Origin of the sequence: Tardiphaga sp. OK246 (genome assembly GCF_900188215.1) — a bacterium.
GTDB classification, from domain to species: Bacteria; Pseudomonadota; Alphaproteobacteria; order Rhizobiales; family Xanthobacteraceae; genus Tardiphaga; species Tardiphaga robiniae.
Genome location: NZ_FZOX01000008.1, coordinates 97921 through 111403, shown reverse-complemented (window position 1 = coordinate 111403; position 13483 = coordinate 97921). Strand labels below are relative to the sequence as shown.

Annotated in this window: 17 protein-coding genes; 10 read left to right on the top strand and 7 right to left on the bottom strand. The window is 61.9% G+C overall.

The genetic code is table 11. The annotated features are described in order from the left end of the window. Positions 1-21 precede the first annotated feature (21 nt). From CHC01_RS28360 to CHC01_RS28335, 6 genes are all read left to right on the top strand, one after another. Positions 22-1023, top strand: coding sequence for a tetratricopeptide repeat protein (locus CHC01_RS28360; RefSeq protein ID WP_089267685.1), 1002 nt, complete (start codon positions 22-24; stop codon positions 1021-1023). A gap of 72 nt (positions 1024-1095) precedes the next feature. Next, a complete protein-coding gene (locus CHC01_RS28355) occupies positions 1096-1560 on the top strand; it encodes a tetratricopeptide repeat protein (RefSeq protein ID WP_176454732.1) in 465 nt (154 codons plus the stop codon). A 65-nt stretch (positions 1561-1625) separates the two neighbouring features. Further along, complete coding sequence (locus CHC01_RS28350; protein WP_089267683.1) at positions 1626-3536, top strand: propionyl-CoA synthetase; 1911 nt, start codon at positions 1626-1628, stop codon at positions 3534-3536. 149 nt (positions 3537-3685) lie between these two features. Then, complete coding sequence (locus CHC01_RS28345; RefSeq protein ID WP_089267682.1) at positions 3686-3952, top strand: hypothetical protein; 267 nt, start codon at positions 3686-3688, stop codon at positions 3950-3952. 180 nt (positions 3953-4132) lie between these two features. Continuing rightward, a complete protein-coding gene (locus CHC01_RS28340; RefSeq protein WP_089267845.1) occupies positions 4133-4825 on the top strand; it encodes an OmpW/AlkL family protein in 693 nt (230 codons plus the stop codon). Between the two features lie 144 nt (positions 4826-4969). Further along, entirely contained in the window at positions 4970-5188 is a 219-nt protein-coding gene (locus CHC01_RS28335) for an alkylphosphonate utilization protein (protein WP_011665834.1), read from the top strand. Positions 5189-5200: 12 nt separating this feature from the next. On the opposite strand, the gene CHC01_RS28330 is transcribed toward CHC01_RS28335, so the two are convergent. From CHC01_RS28330 to CHC01_RS28320, 3 genes are all read right to left on the bottom strand, one after another. Next, the gene (locus CHC01_RS28330; protein ID WP_089267681.1) at positions 5201-5407 is read right to left on the bottom strand and encodes a type II toxin-antitoxin system HicB family antitoxin; all 207 of its coding nucleotides are present in this window, start codon (positions 5405-5407) and stop codon (positions 5201-5203) included. Continuing rightward, positions 5407-5601 carry a type II toxin-antitoxin system HicA family toxin gene (locus CHC01_RS28325; RefSeq protein ID WP_089267680.1) on the bottom strand — a complete coding sequence of 65 codons (195 nt, stop codon included), beginning with the start codon at positions 5599-5601 and terminating at the stop codon, positions 5407-5409. Before CHC01_RS28325 ends, CHC01_RS28330 begins: the two co-directional genes overlap by 1 nt. 91 nt (positions 5602-5692) lie before the next feature. Further along, on the bottom strand, positions 5693-6022 hold the full coding sequence (locus CHC01_RS28320; RefSeq protein WP_089267679.1) for a potassium channel family protein: 330 nt from the start codon (positions 6020-6022) through the stop codon (positions 5693-5695). A 166-nt stretch (positions 6023-6188) separates the two neighbouring features. Here CHC01_RS28320 and CHC01_RS28315 point away from each other — a divergent pair, with 166 nt between their 5' ends. Next, positions 6189-6779 carry an SMI1/KNR4 family protein gene (locus tag CHC01_RS28315; RefSeq protein WP_170849602.1) on the top strand — a complete coding sequence of 197 codons (591 nt, stop codon included), beginning with the start codon at positions 6189-6191 and terminating at the stop codon, positions 6777-6779. 100 nt (positions 6780-6879) lie between these two features. Here CHC01_RS28315 and CHC01_RS28310 read toward each other — a convergent pair whose 3' ends face one another. Next, positions 6880-7575, bottom strand: coding sequence for a DUF1013 domain-containing protein (locus CHC01_RS28310; RefSeq protein WP_089267677.1), 696 nt, complete (start codon positions 7573-7575; stop codon positions 6880-6882). A gap of 245 nt (positions 7576-7820) precedes the next feature. Between CHC01_RS28310 and ispH the strand changes: the two genes are divergently transcribed. From ispH to rnhA, 3 genes are read left to right on the top strand one after another with little or no spacing between them, the layout of a single operon-like run. Further along, positions 7821-8786: a 4-hydroxy-3-methylbut-2-enyl diphosphate reductase gene (gene ispH / locus CHC01_RS28305; RefSeq protein ID WP_089267676.1), complete on the top strand. Its 966-nt coding sequence runs from the start codon at positions 7821-7823 to the stop codon at positions 8784-8786. Positions 8787-8791: 5 nt separating this feature from the next. After that, positions 8792-9772: a homoserine kinase gene (locus CHC01_RS28300; protein ID WP_089267675.1), complete on the top strand. Its 981-nt coding sequence runs from the start codon at positions 8792-8794 to the stop codon at positions 9770-9772. After that, positions 9769-10218, top strand: coding sequence for a ribonuclease HI (rnhA, locus tag CHC01_RS28295; protein ID WP_089267674.1), 450 nt, complete (start codon positions 9769-9771; stop codon positions 10216-10218). Before CHC01_RS28300 ends, rnhA begins: the two co-directional genes overlap by 4 nt. Before the next feature lie 253 nt (positions 10219-10471). On the opposite strand, the gene CHC01_RS28290 is transcribed toward rnhA, so the two are convergent. The 3 genes from CHC01_RS28290 to CHC01_RS28280 all read right to left on the bottom strand — a co-directional run bounded on the left by CHC01_RS28290 (position 10472) and on the right by CHC01_RS28280 (position 13451). After that, positions 10472-10957 carry a peroxiredoxin gene (locus tag CHC01_RS28290; protein WP_089267673.1) on the bottom strand — a complete coding sequence of 162 codons (486 nt, stop codon included), beginning with the start codon at positions 10955-10957 and terminating at the stop codon, positions 10472-10474. Between the two features lie 205 nt (positions 10958-11162). Beyond that, entirely contained in the window at positions 11163-11708 is a 546-nt protein-coding gene (locus CHC01_RS28285; RefSeq protein WP_244558552.1) for a DUF924 family protein, read from the bottom strand. Positions 11709-11762: 54 nt separating this feature from the next. Further along, a complete protein-coding gene (locus tag CHC01_RS28280) occupies positions 11763-13451 on the bottom strand; it encodes a long-chain fatty acid--CoA ligase (RefSeq protein WP_089267671.1) in 1689 nt (562 codons plus the stop codon). Positions 13452-13483 lie beyond the last annotated feature (32 nt).

The window sequence follows — 13483 nt, the reverse complement described above, 5'->3', positions numbered from 1 at the left end:
GGCTGGCTTGCTGGGGCTTTCATGGGTCATTCGTTTCGGACGTTGGTTCTGTGTGCCGCTCTTGCGGCGCCATCGCTGCCCTATGCGGCTGTCCGGGCGCAGGGTGCGGCCGAGGCCGCTGCCACCTGCGCGAATGACGACACCTTGCCGCCCGAGCAGATGCTCGGCATCTGCGGCCTGGTGATCGGCTCGACGGCGGCATTGCCGGACCGCGTTCATGCCCTGATCGTGCGCGCAGGGCTGCAACTCAGGCTGGAACAGGTCGACCTCGCCGTTGCGGATGGCGATCTGGCGATTCAGCTCGATCCCCTCTCGGCCGCAGCGCTCGAAGCCCGCGGCAAGGCGCTTGCGGCCGGCAAGAAATTCGATCGTGCGCTTGATGACTTCGACCGCGCGATCAAGCTGCGGCCGAACGAGGCTCAATTATTTGCGAGCCGCGCCGCGACTTTCGCATCGATGCACGAAAATCGCCTCGCGGTCCGCGACTATACCGAAGCTGTTCGCCTCGATCCCAATCGGGTGCAGAGCCTGCTCGACCGGGCCGCCTCCTATGCCAAGGTCAAGCGCTTCGATCTGGTCATCGACGACCAGAGCGACATCATTCGTCTGGAGCCGACCGCGGAACATTATGATGCGCGCGGTCAGTCCTATGCGCGCAACAATGCCTATACCCGCGCGATTGCGGATTTCGACGCGGCAATCAGGCTGGAGCCGAAGGCCAGCTATTTCGTGAATCGCGGAAATTCGTTCAGCCTCAGCGGCGCATATGATCGCGCTATCACCGACTACACGACGGCGCTGCAGCTTCAGCCCGAGCTGGCGATGGCCTACAACAATCGCGGCGTCGCCTGGCGCGATAAGGGTGACCCTGCGCGCGCTCTGGCCGATTTCGACGCAGCCGTTCAGATCGATTCAACGCTGGATATCGCTTTGCGACATCGCAAACAGCTTGAGAAATATCGGGTGGCGGCGCGCAAGCCGGCGATCGGATTGCATCCATCCGCCGATGCGAGCACGCGATAGACAATGACTTTTCGCAATTCATATGTGGGCAGCGGGCCATGCATCGTCAGCGTTCTGCTCGCACTATGTTGCGTGGCTCCCGACAGGGCATGGCCAGCGGTCAACGAGCCCGCAGCCACCGCGCCCGTCGATCCCGCGCTGTGCGTTGCAGCAGTTGTGTCAGGCGATGACGAGAAGATTCTCGCAGTTTGCAGTACGCTGATCGACAACGAAAAGACTGAGCGGGCCGACCGGCTGAAAGCGTTGATTGCGCGCGCGGGTGTTTACATACGCAAGGAGCAGACCGATCGCGCCATCGCCGATTATGACGCGGCGCTGCGGCTCGATCCGACGCAGGCCGTTCTGTTCAATGCGCGCGGCGAACTCTGGCGCAAGAAAGGTGATCGGCCGCGCGCAGTCCGCGATTTTGGCGCCGCGATCAAGCTCGATCCGCAACTGGACGTAGCGCGTGTCAATTACAAGGCGCTGGCGCAGGAGATCGAGCGGATCGGCGTCGAGATGTCAGTCAAGCCACAACCAAAGGCACCCTTGAAATAGCCGGCGATCCCGTGACAATCAGTGTGCAATGAACCCGGCGGTAAAGCTGGGGCGGGAGAGACGCCATGACAACCAACGCATCCAGCCGCTATCACGACGTCCACGCGCAGTCGCTGTCCGATCCGGAAGGCTTCTGGAGCGAAGCCGCGAAGGCGATCGACTGGATTGCGCCAGCGAAGAAGGTGTTCGATCCGTCCGTGGGTCTCTACGGCCGCTGGTTTGTCGGCGGCGTGCTGAACACCTGCTACAACGCGCTGGATCGCCATGTCGCCGGTGGCCGCGCCGATCAGGTCGCGCTGATTCACGACTCACCGCTGACGGGTGAGGTCCGGAAAATCACCTATGCACAGCTGCTGCATGAGGTGCAGGTGCTCGGCGCCATCCTGCAGGACCTTGGCGTCGGCAAGGGCGATCGCGTCATCCTCTATATGCCGATGGTACCTGAGGCTGTGGTCGCCATGCTCGCCTGCGCGCGCATCGGCGCGGTGCATTCGGTGGTGTTCGGTGGCTTCGCGGCGAAGGAACTCGCGACACGCATCGACGATGCGAGGCCGAGGCTGATCCTGTCCGCGAGCTGCGGCATCGAGCCCGGCCGCATCGTGCAATACAAGCCGCTGCTGGATGAAGCGATCGCGCTCGCCAGCGCGAAGCCCGATGCCTGCATCATCCTGCAGCGCCCGCAGCATGGCTGCGACCTGGTGGCCGGCCGCGATCATGACTGGGCCGAATTGCGCAGCAAGGCGATGGCGGCGAAGAAGTCCGCGGATTGCGTGCCAGTGCTGGCGACCGATCCGCTCTATATCCTCTATACGTCCGGCACGACCGGCAAACCGAAGGGCGTGGTGCGCGACAATGGCGGTCATGCCGTCGCGCTCGCCTGGTCGATGTGGAATCTCTACGGCGTGAAGCCGGGCGAAGTCTGGTGGTGCGGCTCCGACATCGGCTGGGTGGTCGGCCATAGCTATATCGTCTATGCGCCGCTGTTCCATGGCGCGACGTCGATCATGTATGAAGGCAAGCCGGTCGGCACGCCGGATGCCGGCGCGTTCTGGCGCGTCATCTCCGAACACAAGGCCGTTGCTTTCTTCACGGCGCCGACCGCCTTCCGCGCCATCCGCAAGGACGATCCGGACGGCAGTTTCATTCGCAAATATGATCTCTCGCATTTCCGCACGCTGTTCCTGGCCGGTGAGCGCGCCGATCCGCCGACGGTGGACTGGGCCGAGAAGCAGTTGAAGGTGCCGGTGATCGATCACTGGTGGCAGACCGAGACCGGCTGGTGCATCGCCGGCAATCCGGTGGGCCTTGGCCAGTTGCCGGTGAAGCACGGCTCGCCGACGGTGCCGATGCCCGGCTACAAGATCGAAGTGGTCGACGAAGCCGCGAGGCCGCTGCCTGCGGGGACCATGGGCTCCATCGTCATCAAGCTGCCGATGCCGCCGGCCTGTCTGCCGACATTGTGGGAGCAGGACGAGCGCTGCAAGGAAGCCTATTTCAACGAGTTTCCCGGCTACTACAAAACTTCCGATGCCGGCTATCTGGATGACGATGGCTATGTCTATGTGATGGGCCGCACCGACGACATCATCAATGTCGCCGGCCATCGCCTCTCCACCGGCGGCATGGAAGAGATTCTGGCCTCGCATCCGGACGTCGCCGAATGCGCCGTGCTGGGGATCAAGGATACCATCAAGGGCGAGGTGCCCTGCGGCTTCCTGGTGCTGAAGGCCGGCGTTGAGCGGCCGGTTGCTGACATCGAGAAGGAAGTGGTCGCGCTGGTGCGCGAAAAGCTCGGCCCCGTCGCGGCGTTCAAGCTCGCCATCGCTGTCGGCCGGCTGCCGAAGACGCGTTCGGGCAAAATCCTGCGCGGCACCATCAAGAAGATCGCGGACGGCGACAGCTGGACCATGCCCGCGACCATCGAGGATCCGAAGTCGCTGGACGAAATCGGCGCGGCGTTGAAGGGCAGGGTCTAAGCAGACCTTACAAATCCCGCATTTCGCGCTAAACACTCTCACGTCATGCCCGGGCTTGACCCGGGCATCCATCTTCCTTTCAAACGGCAAAGCTGGATTGCCGGGTCAAGCCCGGCAATGACAGAGAAGATCAAGTAACGGAACCATGCATGCGACTGACCTCGACCTCTCTCATCGCGCTTACGCTGGCCGCGACGCTGCTCAGCGCCTGCGCGCGCCGCACCGACATTCCCATGTCGAGCCTCGGCGATGACGATGACGCGATCTGCCGCGCTAATGGTGTCGCTGTCGGTTCGCCGGAATATGCGGCCTGCCGCAAGGACCGCGACGTTCAGCGCAGCAATGCCATCAATCGCGCCGACCGCGCGCAGCGCAATCTCGGCGAGTACATGCTGAACAATCCAAGCCGGCCGTAACGCCGCGGATTGATATTCCGCAACACTGTGTCTCCCAAAGGCAACGACCGCGCAGCGAGACGCTGTGCGGTCGTTTGCTTTTGATTGAGATCAACGTGTGAGCGCCGCGGCGAGCGTCTTTCGGATCTGATCGGGTGAGATCGTTCACCCCGAACGAATCGAAAGACAGGGCGCTTGGCGATGAAGAGAATCTTGACGACCATGTCGTTGCTGATGGCAGCAACGGCGATGACCAGCATGGCGACAACGGCGGACGCCGCCGATCTTCCGGCGGCGACGCCGTACACCAAGGCGCCGGTGGTTGAAGCGTGGAATCCCTGGATGATCCGTCTGCGCGTGCTCGGCGTCATTCCGGAGAATGGTGGTACGGTTCACCAGGTGCCGGGCTCCAGCCTGAAGACCTCCGATCAGGTCGTTCCCGAACTCGACATCTCGTATTTCTTCACGCCGAACCTCGCAGCCGAACTGATCCTTGGTGTCACCAAGCACCACGTCACCGGTGACGGCGCCATTGCCGGCCTCGACGTCGGCAAGGCGTGGCTGCTGCCGCCGACGCTGACCTTCCAATATCACTTCACGCAGTTCGGCGCCTTCAAGCCCTATATCGGCGCCGGCGTGAACTACACCTGGTTCTTCAACCAGAGTGCCAGCGGCGTGGGCGTGACGAGCAGCCGTCTGAAAGACACCGCGGCGCCGGTGCTGCAGTTCGGCTTCGACTACATGATCGACAAGCATTGGGGCTGGAACGTCGACGTGAAGAAGATGTGGATGCGCCCGGATTGGGAAGGCACGCTGGCCAGCGGCGCGGCGATCACCGGTCAGGTCAAGCTCGACCCGTGGCTGGTCGGCACCGGCATCACCTACAAGTTCTGATCCTTTCGATCTCTCACTGTGTGACGGAAGGGCCGATGTCAGTCGGCCCTTCTTTTTTGCGATTTTGCCGTGCCACTGTTGCTTTCGGCGCTCCCATCCTGTTGGGTGCCCCGCTCCACACCACCGCACCATCAGGACAACATCATGGACATCAAGGTCAGGGATTCGAACGGCGCGCTGCTCGCCGAAGGCGATACCGTCACGCTGATCAAGGACCTCAAGCTGAAAGGCTCGTCCACCGTGCTCAAGCGCGGCACCGTGATCAAGAACATCCATCTCACCGACAATGAAGACGAGATCGAAGGCCGCACCGACAAGGTGAAAGGCCTGGTGCTGCGCACGGAATTTCTGAAGAAGGCGTGACGGCTACGAGCTTCAAGTCTCGACGTAGTCTGCGATGCTGGTCGGCGCGGGCACCGGGAGCCCGTCTTCTCTGAGGCCTTCGATGTGAAAACGAATGGCCTCGCGGATTTCGCTCTCGACCATCTTCACGGTATCGCCGGTTGCAACGCAGCCGGGCAGATCCGGCACGTATGCGGAATAGTTGTCGTCGGTCTTCTCTATGACAACTGCATAACGCACTAGGGTCTCTCCGTCAGGACTGCCTGCTTCAAGATACTTCTAAATGTGCCGGGTGCAAGGTCGTCGGACGGCTTGCCGGCGATGGTGACGCGCCCGGGCTTGGTTGGATGTTTAAATTGCCGGTGGCTGCCGCGCGTCGCGACCTGAAACCAGCCGTCATCCTCGATGAGTTTGATGGCATCGCGGACTTTCATGGCACCAAACGCGTCCCCACAGCATTCAGAAGCGGCTATGATCGCTGTATTCTAAGTGCCGCCAGATCGGTAAGACAATCGATGTCTTCGGCTACTCCCGCCCTTCCTCATGCTCTCGGAACGTCGATAGCCGTGACAGAAATGCCAGCATCAGTCCGATGCCGCAGATCGAGAACAGCATCGTGAAGATCTTGGCAATGGCCGTGGTCGGCGACAGCGTGGCGTCGCCAACGGTGGTGAGCGCCATCGCGCTGAAATAGGCGGCGTCGATCCACGGCCAGCCTTCCACGGCGTGAAAGAACACGGCGCCGCCGGTCATGGCGATGGCCAGCAGAAACAGGATCGCGCGAAATTCCGGATCGCGCAGGCCGCGGCGAAAGCCGGCCAGCAAGCGCACCAGACCAAGCCAGAGAGATGCCATCGTCGCCACTCCATGCGTTGCCGTCCATGCGCGATGTCGCAGGATTCGATGGCGTTTGGAAAGTGAAGATTATGCGTCGGGCGCGGCCATGAACCTTGCCTTACCTCTGCAGCACCAAGGAAGGCACCGCTCAGGCGGGATCCCTTACGCATAAGCGGAGTACATGATGGCGAACGAGTTCAGGTTCGAAGACTATCCCGATGCGATGACATTCAAGCCGGTGATGGACAAAGCCATAGCGGCTTTTGCCGCGGAGCAGGGCATCGAATTCTCGTCCGATTATACGGCGTTTCTGAAAGCGCATAACGGCTTCTATTTCGATCTCGACACAGCCAGCCCGCTGGCCGATGGCGTCGAGACATTCGATTCGGTGCGCTACCTCCGCGGTCTCGACACCGGCTTCGAATACAACGACCTGCGCGTGTTCCTCGCCGACGCCGATCTCTGGGACAAGGCCTTCCGTGCCTTCTGCTATCCGGTGGCGGAAAGTCACGGCGGCGATCCGATCGTCGAAATCTACAAGGGTAAGGCGAAGGGCAAGATCTACTTCGTCGATCACGAGGTCATCCCGGACATCAGCGAACTGGCTGATGCAGGCGTGAACCTGGAGAATGCCGACGACGTCCTCGCTTACATGATCGACAGACAGGGCTGCTTCATCGAAGTCGCCACGTCGTTCTCGAATTTCATCGGCAAGCTGGTGGCATATGACGATGACGGCAGCATCAATGTCAGCATCCGTCGCCCGCTGGCGTAAGCGGGCGGCGCATCCCCTGAAACAAAAAAACGCGGCGGGATGAACCGCCGCGTTTTCAATTCTGTTATTACCGCCGCGCATCTGTGCGCAGCGCAGGCGCTTATTCGTCGTCGTCCTGCTTCTTGCTGCCGCCGATGCCCTTCAGCTTGGCGAACACGGCATCGACATTGAGGTCGCCGCTGCCGCTCTCGGCGGTCTCCAGCTCATCCTTGCGGGTGGTTTCCGAAGCGGGCAGCAGGGTCGCGCCGCCGTAAGCCTGGTCGGTCGGCTTTTCCTTGGCTGCGCGCTGCACTTCGAAATCGAGTTCGATCTGCGAGCACAGGCCGAGGGTCACCGGATCCATCGGGGTGAGAGTTGAGGCGTTCCAGTGGGTGCGGTCGCGGATCGAGGCGATGGTGGTTTTGGTGGTGCCGACCAAGCGCATGATCTGGCTGTCTTTCAGCTCGGCATGGTTACGCACCAGCCACAGGATCGCGCTCGGGCGCTCATGGCGGCGCGACACCGGGGTGTAGCGCGGGCCCTTCTTCTTGGCGGCCGGCGGCAGGATCACCTTGCTCTCTTCGAGCTTGAGCCGATAATTCTTGTCCTTCTCGCCCTTTTCGATCTCATCGCGGGTCAGCTGCCCGTTGGAAATCGGGTCCATGCCCTTGATGCCCTGGGCGGCGTCGCCGTCGGCAATGGCGCGGATCTCGAGCGGGTGCATCTTGGTGAAATCGGCGACCTGATCGAAGGTCAGCGCCGTATTGTCGACCAGCCACACGGCCGTCGCCTTTGGCATCAGCGGGGCATTGCTCATGGCACATCTCCTTTGCGCTTCGCCCACCTCTTTCGGAGGCGAAGCCGTCTGGTCATCGGTGATGACGGGAATTAAGGCTCTATATAATCTGTCAGAGGGCAACCGCGCAATGCCCGGCAGTTCGGCCTTGACAGCGCCGCAAACCGGCCCCAAGTCCTTATTCAGACAAGCTCTTTGGCTGAATTTTGCCAATCTGACCCATCGCACCTGCCATTTTGGTGCCCAGGCCCCTGGATCGCCCCGATATGACGACCAAACCGTCCCTGAAAATCGTTCTTTGTTCGCCGCGCGGCTTCTGCGCAGGCGTCGTCCGGGCGATCGATACGGTCGAACGCGCACTCGCCATCCATGGCGCGCCGGTCTATGTCCGCCACGAGATCGTCCATAACAAGTATGTGGTGGACAGCCTCAAGACCAAGGGCGCGATTTTCGTCGAGGAACTCGCCGAAATCCCGGACAACACCTCCGCGCCGGTAGTATTTTCCGCCCACGGCGTGCCGAAATCGGTTCCCGAGGATGCCCGTCAGCGCAATTTCTTCTCGCTGGACGCAACGTGCCCGCTGGTCACCAAGGTGCACCGCGAGGCGGCGATCCACTTCAAGCGCGGCCGTGAGATCCTGCTGATCGGGCATTCGCATCACCCGGAAGTTGTCGGCACCGTCGGCCAGCTGCCGCCAGGCGCCGTCCAGCTCATCGAGACCGCTGGAGACGCCCAGACCTTCCAGCCGAAGGATCCGAACAATCTCGCTTTCGTGACCCAGACGACGTTGTCGATCGACGACACCGCCGAGATCGTCGAAGTGCTGAAGAGCCGCTTCCCCACGATCAATGGGCCGCACAAGGAAGACATCTGCTACGCCACCACCAATCGCCAGCTTGCCGTGAAGAAGGTGGCGCCGGTGGTCGATGCGCTGATCGTGGTTGGCGCGCCGAACTCGTCGAACTCGCAGCGTCTGCGCGAAGTGGCCGAGCGCGAGGGCTGCAGGGTTTCGGTGCTGGCGCAGCGCGCCAGCGATCTCGACTGGAGCATGTTCGAAGGCATCACCAGCCTCGGCATCACCGCAGGCGCCTCGGCGCCGGAAGTGATTGTCGAAGAAATCATGGATGCCTTCGCGCAGCGTTATGAGCTGCATGTGGAGACGGTGTCGGCTGCTGAAGAAAACGAATTCTTCCCGCTGCCGCGTTCGCTGCGTCCCGAGGCCGCGGCGTAACCGCGATGGCGGTCTATACCGATGTTGCCGCCGATGATCTCGCGGACTTCCTGAAGAGCTACGATGTCGGCGAATTGCTCTCCTACAAGGGCATCGCCGAAGGCGTCGAGAATTCCAACTTCCTGATGCACACCTCCAAGGGCGCGTATATCCTCACGCTCTATGAGAAGCGCGTCGAAGCGGACGACCTGCCTTACTTCCTCGGTCTGATGGCACATCTCTGCGCGCGCGGCGTGAATTGCCCGCAGCCGCAGAAGAATCGCGACGGTGCGGTCTATGCATCGCTCGCCGGCCGGCCCGCCGCGATCATCAACTTCCTCGAAGGCATGTGGCCGCGTCGTCCCAACGCGATGCATTGCGCCGGTGTCGGCGAAGCGCTGGCGAGGATGCATGTCGCCGGGCGCGATTTCCCGCTGGTGCGCAAGAACAACCTGTCGGTCGATGGTTGGCGCGGTTTGCTCGACCTCGCAGCACCGCGCGCCGATACGGTTCAGCCCGGGCTGCGCGCTTTCCTGCAGACCGAACTCGACTATCTTGCCGCGCATTGGCCGAGCGATCTGCCTGAAGGCGTGATCCATGCGGATCTGTTTCCGGACAACGTGTTCTTTCTTGGCGACAAGCTCTCCGGCCTGATCGACTTCCCGTTCGCCTGCAATGACATGCTGGCCTACGACGTGGCGATCTGCCTGAACGCCTGGTGCTTCGAGCCGGATCTGTCGTTCAATGCCACCAAGGCGCGCGCTTTCCTCAATGCCTATGAGGCGGTGCGTCCGTTGACCGGTGCCGAGCGCGCGGCGTTTCCGCTATTGGCGCGGGGTGCGTCGATCCGCTTCCTGCTGACACGGCTGGTGGATTTCCTCAATGTGCCGGAAGGCGCCTTCGTGAAGCCGAAGGATCCGGTCGAGTATGTTCGCAAGCTGCGCTTCCACCAGTCGGTGACGTCGATGGCCGACTACGGCGTCGAAGCGGCGAGGCAGCCCGCGTGACCACTGCGACGCCTGTGACGATCTATACCGACGGCGCCTGCTCGGGAAATCCCGGCCCCGGCGGCTGGGGTGCGATCCTTCGTTTCGGCGATGCCGAGAAGGAATTGAAGGGCGGCGAGGCCCACACCACCAATAATCGCATGGAGCTGATGGCGGCGATCTCGGCGCTGGAAGCGTTGAAAAAGCCGTGCTCGGTGGATCTGCACACCGACAGCCAGTATCTGCGCAACGGCATCATGAGCTGGATTCACGGCTGGAAGAAAAACGGCTGGAAGACGTCGGACAAGAAGCCGGTGAAGAATGTCGACCTGTGGCAGCGGCTCGATGCTGCGCTGAAGACCCATGATGTGCGCTGGCACTGGGTCAAGGGCCATGCCGGCCATGCCGAGAACGAACGCGCCGATCAGCTGTCGCGCGACGGGCTGGCGGAGAACCGGGGCAGGTAGTTCTTTTCTTCCCCTCTCCCCCAGCGCAGCGGAGCTGCGCGCCGCGGGAGAGGGTGGATTGAACGCACGGAGTGCGTTCAAGACGGGAGAGGGGTAGCCGCAAGCGCTGTACTTTGTGGCTACCCCTCTCCCGCCTTCGCTTCGCCATAGCCGATGCTTTGCATCGGCGTCTCTTTTCAAGAACGGCGGCCAAAGGCCGCCTACGCACCCTCCCCCCCCCCCCCCGCAAGGGGGGGGGGGAAACCAGATCAGCTCAGAGCTGGCCGAGCAGCGTGTCGCCGCCGGAGACTTCGACCTTGCCCGGTGCCGGCTCGAGGTTGAGCTTGGTCACCTTGCCGTCTTCGACCAGCATCGAATAGCGATGCGAGCGGATGCCGAGGCCGTTGCCGGATGCGTCGAGCTCCATGCCGATCGCCTTGGTGAAGTCGGCATTGCCGTCGGCGAGGAACACCGCTTCGTCGCGCAGGTCGGTGTCTTTCTTCCAGGCGTTCATCACGAACACGTCGTTGACGGAGATGATCGCGATGGTGTCGACGCCCTTGTCCTTGATGGCGTAGGCGTTGAGGAAGATGCTCGGCAGATGCATCTTGTGGCAGGTGCCGGTATAGGCGCCGGGCACCGCGAACAGCGCCACTTTCTTGCCCTTGAAGATGTCGTCGGTGGTCTTCACGGCCGGACCTTCGGAGGTCATGACACGGAGCTTGGACTCGGGCAGCTTGTCGCCAACTTGAATGGTCATCGTCGATCTCTCCTGAAAGTAAGGGTAAGTGTGTTTAGACCGGCTGCATGACGCGGGCAATATTGAGGGGCGCTCAAAGGCAAGGCAGGGGCTTCTCATCTTCGTCATTGCGATCGTAGCGAAGCAATCCAGAAAGCAACAAGGGAAGACTGGATTGCCGCGTCGCTTCGCTCCTCGAAATGACGAAGAGGGTCGGAGGCCAATTTTACCCGCCGAAGCCGCCGGCATCCAGAAACGCCTGTTCCTCCGGCGTGGTGCTGCGCCCCAGCACCCGGTTACGGTGGGGGAAACGGCCGAAGCGTCGGATGATGTCGGCGTGCTCGTCGGCGAATTTCAGATTGTCGGTCTCGCCGGTTGCGCGAAACAGCGCGCAGCAGCGCTCCTGATCGGCGAGGTCTTCCGAATGCATCAGCGGCATATAGACGAACTGCTGCATCTGCTGGTCGACGCGCTGATCGACGCCGCGCGCGACGGCCCTGATCGTGAGGTCGCAAGCGAGGCGATCGCTGGAAAAAGCGCGCGGGTCGTTGCGGAACATGTTGCGGGGAAACTGGTCGAGCACGAGGATCAAAGCGAGCGTGCCCTCGTCACTGGCCTCCCATGACGCAAGGTTGCCTGCGACGGCCTCGTCCCACAGTGCGCGAAAGCGACGGGTGATCTCGGCATCGAAATCGTCGTTTTTGGCGTACCAGCGGTCCCAGCCGGCGTCTGTCCAGAAGGCGATGATGTCGGCGGGAATCGTTGCAGTCATGCTGAAATCCATAGGGTGGGCCATGCGAAAGCGGGCCCACCCTATAGCAGTGCGTCAGGCCGCTGAGGCCTGCTTCTTCTCGTCGCGGAGTTCGCGGCGCAGGATCTTGCCGACATTGGTCTTCGGCAGAGCGGTGCGGAATTCGATCTGTTTCGGCACCTTGTAATTGGTGAGCTGGGTGCCGCAGAACTTGATGATGTCCTCGGCGGTGACGTTCGGGTCCTTCTTGACGACGAAGGCCTTCACCGCCTCGGTGGTCTTCGGATCGGGCACGCCGATCACGGCGCATTCCAGCACGCCGGGATGGCTGGCGATGACGTCCTCGACCTCGTTCGGATAGACGTTGAAGCCCGAGACCAGCACCATGTCCTTCTTGCGATCGACGATCTTGGTGAAGCCATCGGGGCTCATGATGCCGATGTCACCGGTGCGGAAGAAACCGTCCGCGGTCATCACCTTGGCGGTCTCGTCGGGCCGGTTCCAGTAGCCCGACATGATCTGCGGACCCTTGGCGCAAATCTCGCCGGGCTCGCCGAGCGGCACTTCGTTGCCGTCGTCGTCGCGGATCGAGATCCAGGTCGATGGCACCGGCACGCCGATGGAGCCGTTGAACTGATCGACATCGGCCGGGTTGCAGGTCAGCGTCGGCGAGGTTTCCGACAGGCCGTAGCCTTCAGCGACGAAGCAGCCGGTCGTCTTCAGCCAGCGCTCGGCCACCGCCTTCTGCACCGCCATGCCGCCGCCGTTGGAAATCTTCAGCTTGGAGAAATCCACCTGGTCGAAACCGGGCGTATTCAGCAGGCCGTTATAGAGCGTGTTGACCGCCGGGAAGCTGTTGACCTGATACTTCATCAGCTCCTTCACGAAGCCTGGCATATCGCGCGGGTTCGGGATCAGGAGGTTGACGCCGCCGGCGCGCACGGCCAGCAGGAAGCAGGCTGTCAGTGCGAAGATATGATAGAGCGGCAGCGCGCAGACGATGAACAGCTGGTCCACATGCGGCGGCTTGCGCAGCGCCGGCTGCAGCCAGGCATCGTTCTGCAGCACATTGGCCAGGATGTTGCGATGGCGCAGCGTCGCGCCCTTGGAAACGCCGGTGGTGCCGCCGGTATATTGCAGGAAGGCGACGTCGTCGGGCCCGAGCACCGGCTTCTTCATCTTCATGCTGCGGCCGGCAGAGACTGCATCGTTGAACCAGACGGCGCCCGGCAATTCATAGGCCGGCACCATCTTTTTCACGCGGCGGACCACGAGATTGACGATCACGCCCTTGAAGCCGAGCATGTCGCCCATGCTGCCAAGGATGACGTGTTTCACATTGGTCTTGGCGATCACCTGCTGTACCGTAGAGGCGAAGTTCTCCAGCACGATGATGGCTTCGGCGCCGGAATCCTTGAGCTGATGCTCGAGCTCGCGCGGCGTGTAGAGCGGGTTGACGTTGACCACGGCATAGCCGGCGCGCAGCACCGCGGAGGTGGCGATCGGATATTGCAGCACGTTCGGCATCATCAGCGCGACACGGGCGCCCTTGGCGAGGCCCTTGCTCTGCAGATAGGCGCCGAGCGCCAGGGACATTTCGTCGAGCTCACGATAGGTGATCGACTTGTCCATGCAGATGAAGGCTTTGCGATCGCGGAATTTGGCAAAGCTCTCTTCGAGCAGATCAACCAGCGACGGATACAGGCTGACGTCGATGTCGGCTGGCACGCCTGCCGGATATTGTTTGAGCCAGATACGCTCCATGACACTTCCCCCTCGATTTGATTATTTCGTCG

Bases quoted from the DNA above. Each gene is read 5' to 3' on its own strand.
- CHC01_RS28290 (WP_089267673.1), bottom strand. From the start codon at position 10,957: ATGACCATTCAAGTTGGCGACAAGCTGCCCGAGTCCAAGCTCCGTGTC.
- CHC01_RS28285 (WP_244558552.1), bottom strand. From the start codon at position 11,708: ATGACTGCAACGATTCCCGCCGACATCATCGCCTTCTGGACAGACGCC.
- CHC01_RS28280 (WP_089267671.1), bottom strand. From the start codon at position 13,451: ATGGAGCGTATCTGGCTCAAACAATATCCGGCAGGCGTGCCAGCCGAC.
- CHC01_RS28340 (WP_089267845.1), top strand. From the start codon at position 4,133: ATGAAGAGAATCTTGACGACCATGTCGTTGCTGATGGCAGCAACGGCG.
- CHC01_RS28320 (WP_089267679.1), bottom strand. From the start codon at position 6,022: ATGGCATCTCTCTGGCTTGGTCTGGTGCGCTTGCTGGCCGGCTTTCGC.
- ispH (WP_089267676.1), top strand. From the start codon at position 7,821: ATGACGACCAAACCGTCCCTGAAAATCGTTCTTTGTTCGCCGCGCGGC.
- CHC01_RS28360 (WP_089267685.1), top strand. From the start codon at position 22: ATGGGTCATTCGTTTCGGACGTTGGTTCTGTGTGCCGCTCTTGCGGCG.
- CHC01_RS28310 (WP_089267677.1), bottom strand. From the start codon at position 7,575: ATGAGCAATGCCCCGCTGATGCCAAAGGCGACGGCCGTGTGGCTGGTC.
- CHC01_RS28335 (WP_011665834.1), top strand. From the start codon at position 4,970: ATGGACATCAAGGTCAGGGATTCGAACGGCGCGCTGCTCGCCGAAGGC.
- CHC01_RS28300 (WP_089267675.1), top strand. From the start codon at position 8,792: ATGGCGGTCTATACCGATGTTGCCGCCGATGATCTCGCGGACTTCCTG.
- CHC01_RS28315 (WP_170849602.1), top strand. From the start codon at position 6,189: ATGGCGAACGAGTTCAGGTTCGAAGACTATCCCGATGCGATGACATTC.
- CHC01_RS28350 (WP_089267683.1), top strand. From the start codon at position 1,626: ATGACAACCAACGCATCCAGCCGCTATCACGACGTCCACGCGCAGTCG.
- CHC01_RS28325 (WP_089267680.1), bottom strand. From the start codon at position 5,601: ATGAAAGTCCGCGATGCCATCAAACTCATCGAGGATGACGGCTGGTTT.
- CHC01_RS28345 (WP_089267682.1), top strand. From the start codon at position 3,686: ATGCGACTGACCTCGACCTCTCTCATCGCGCTTACGCTGGCCGCGACG.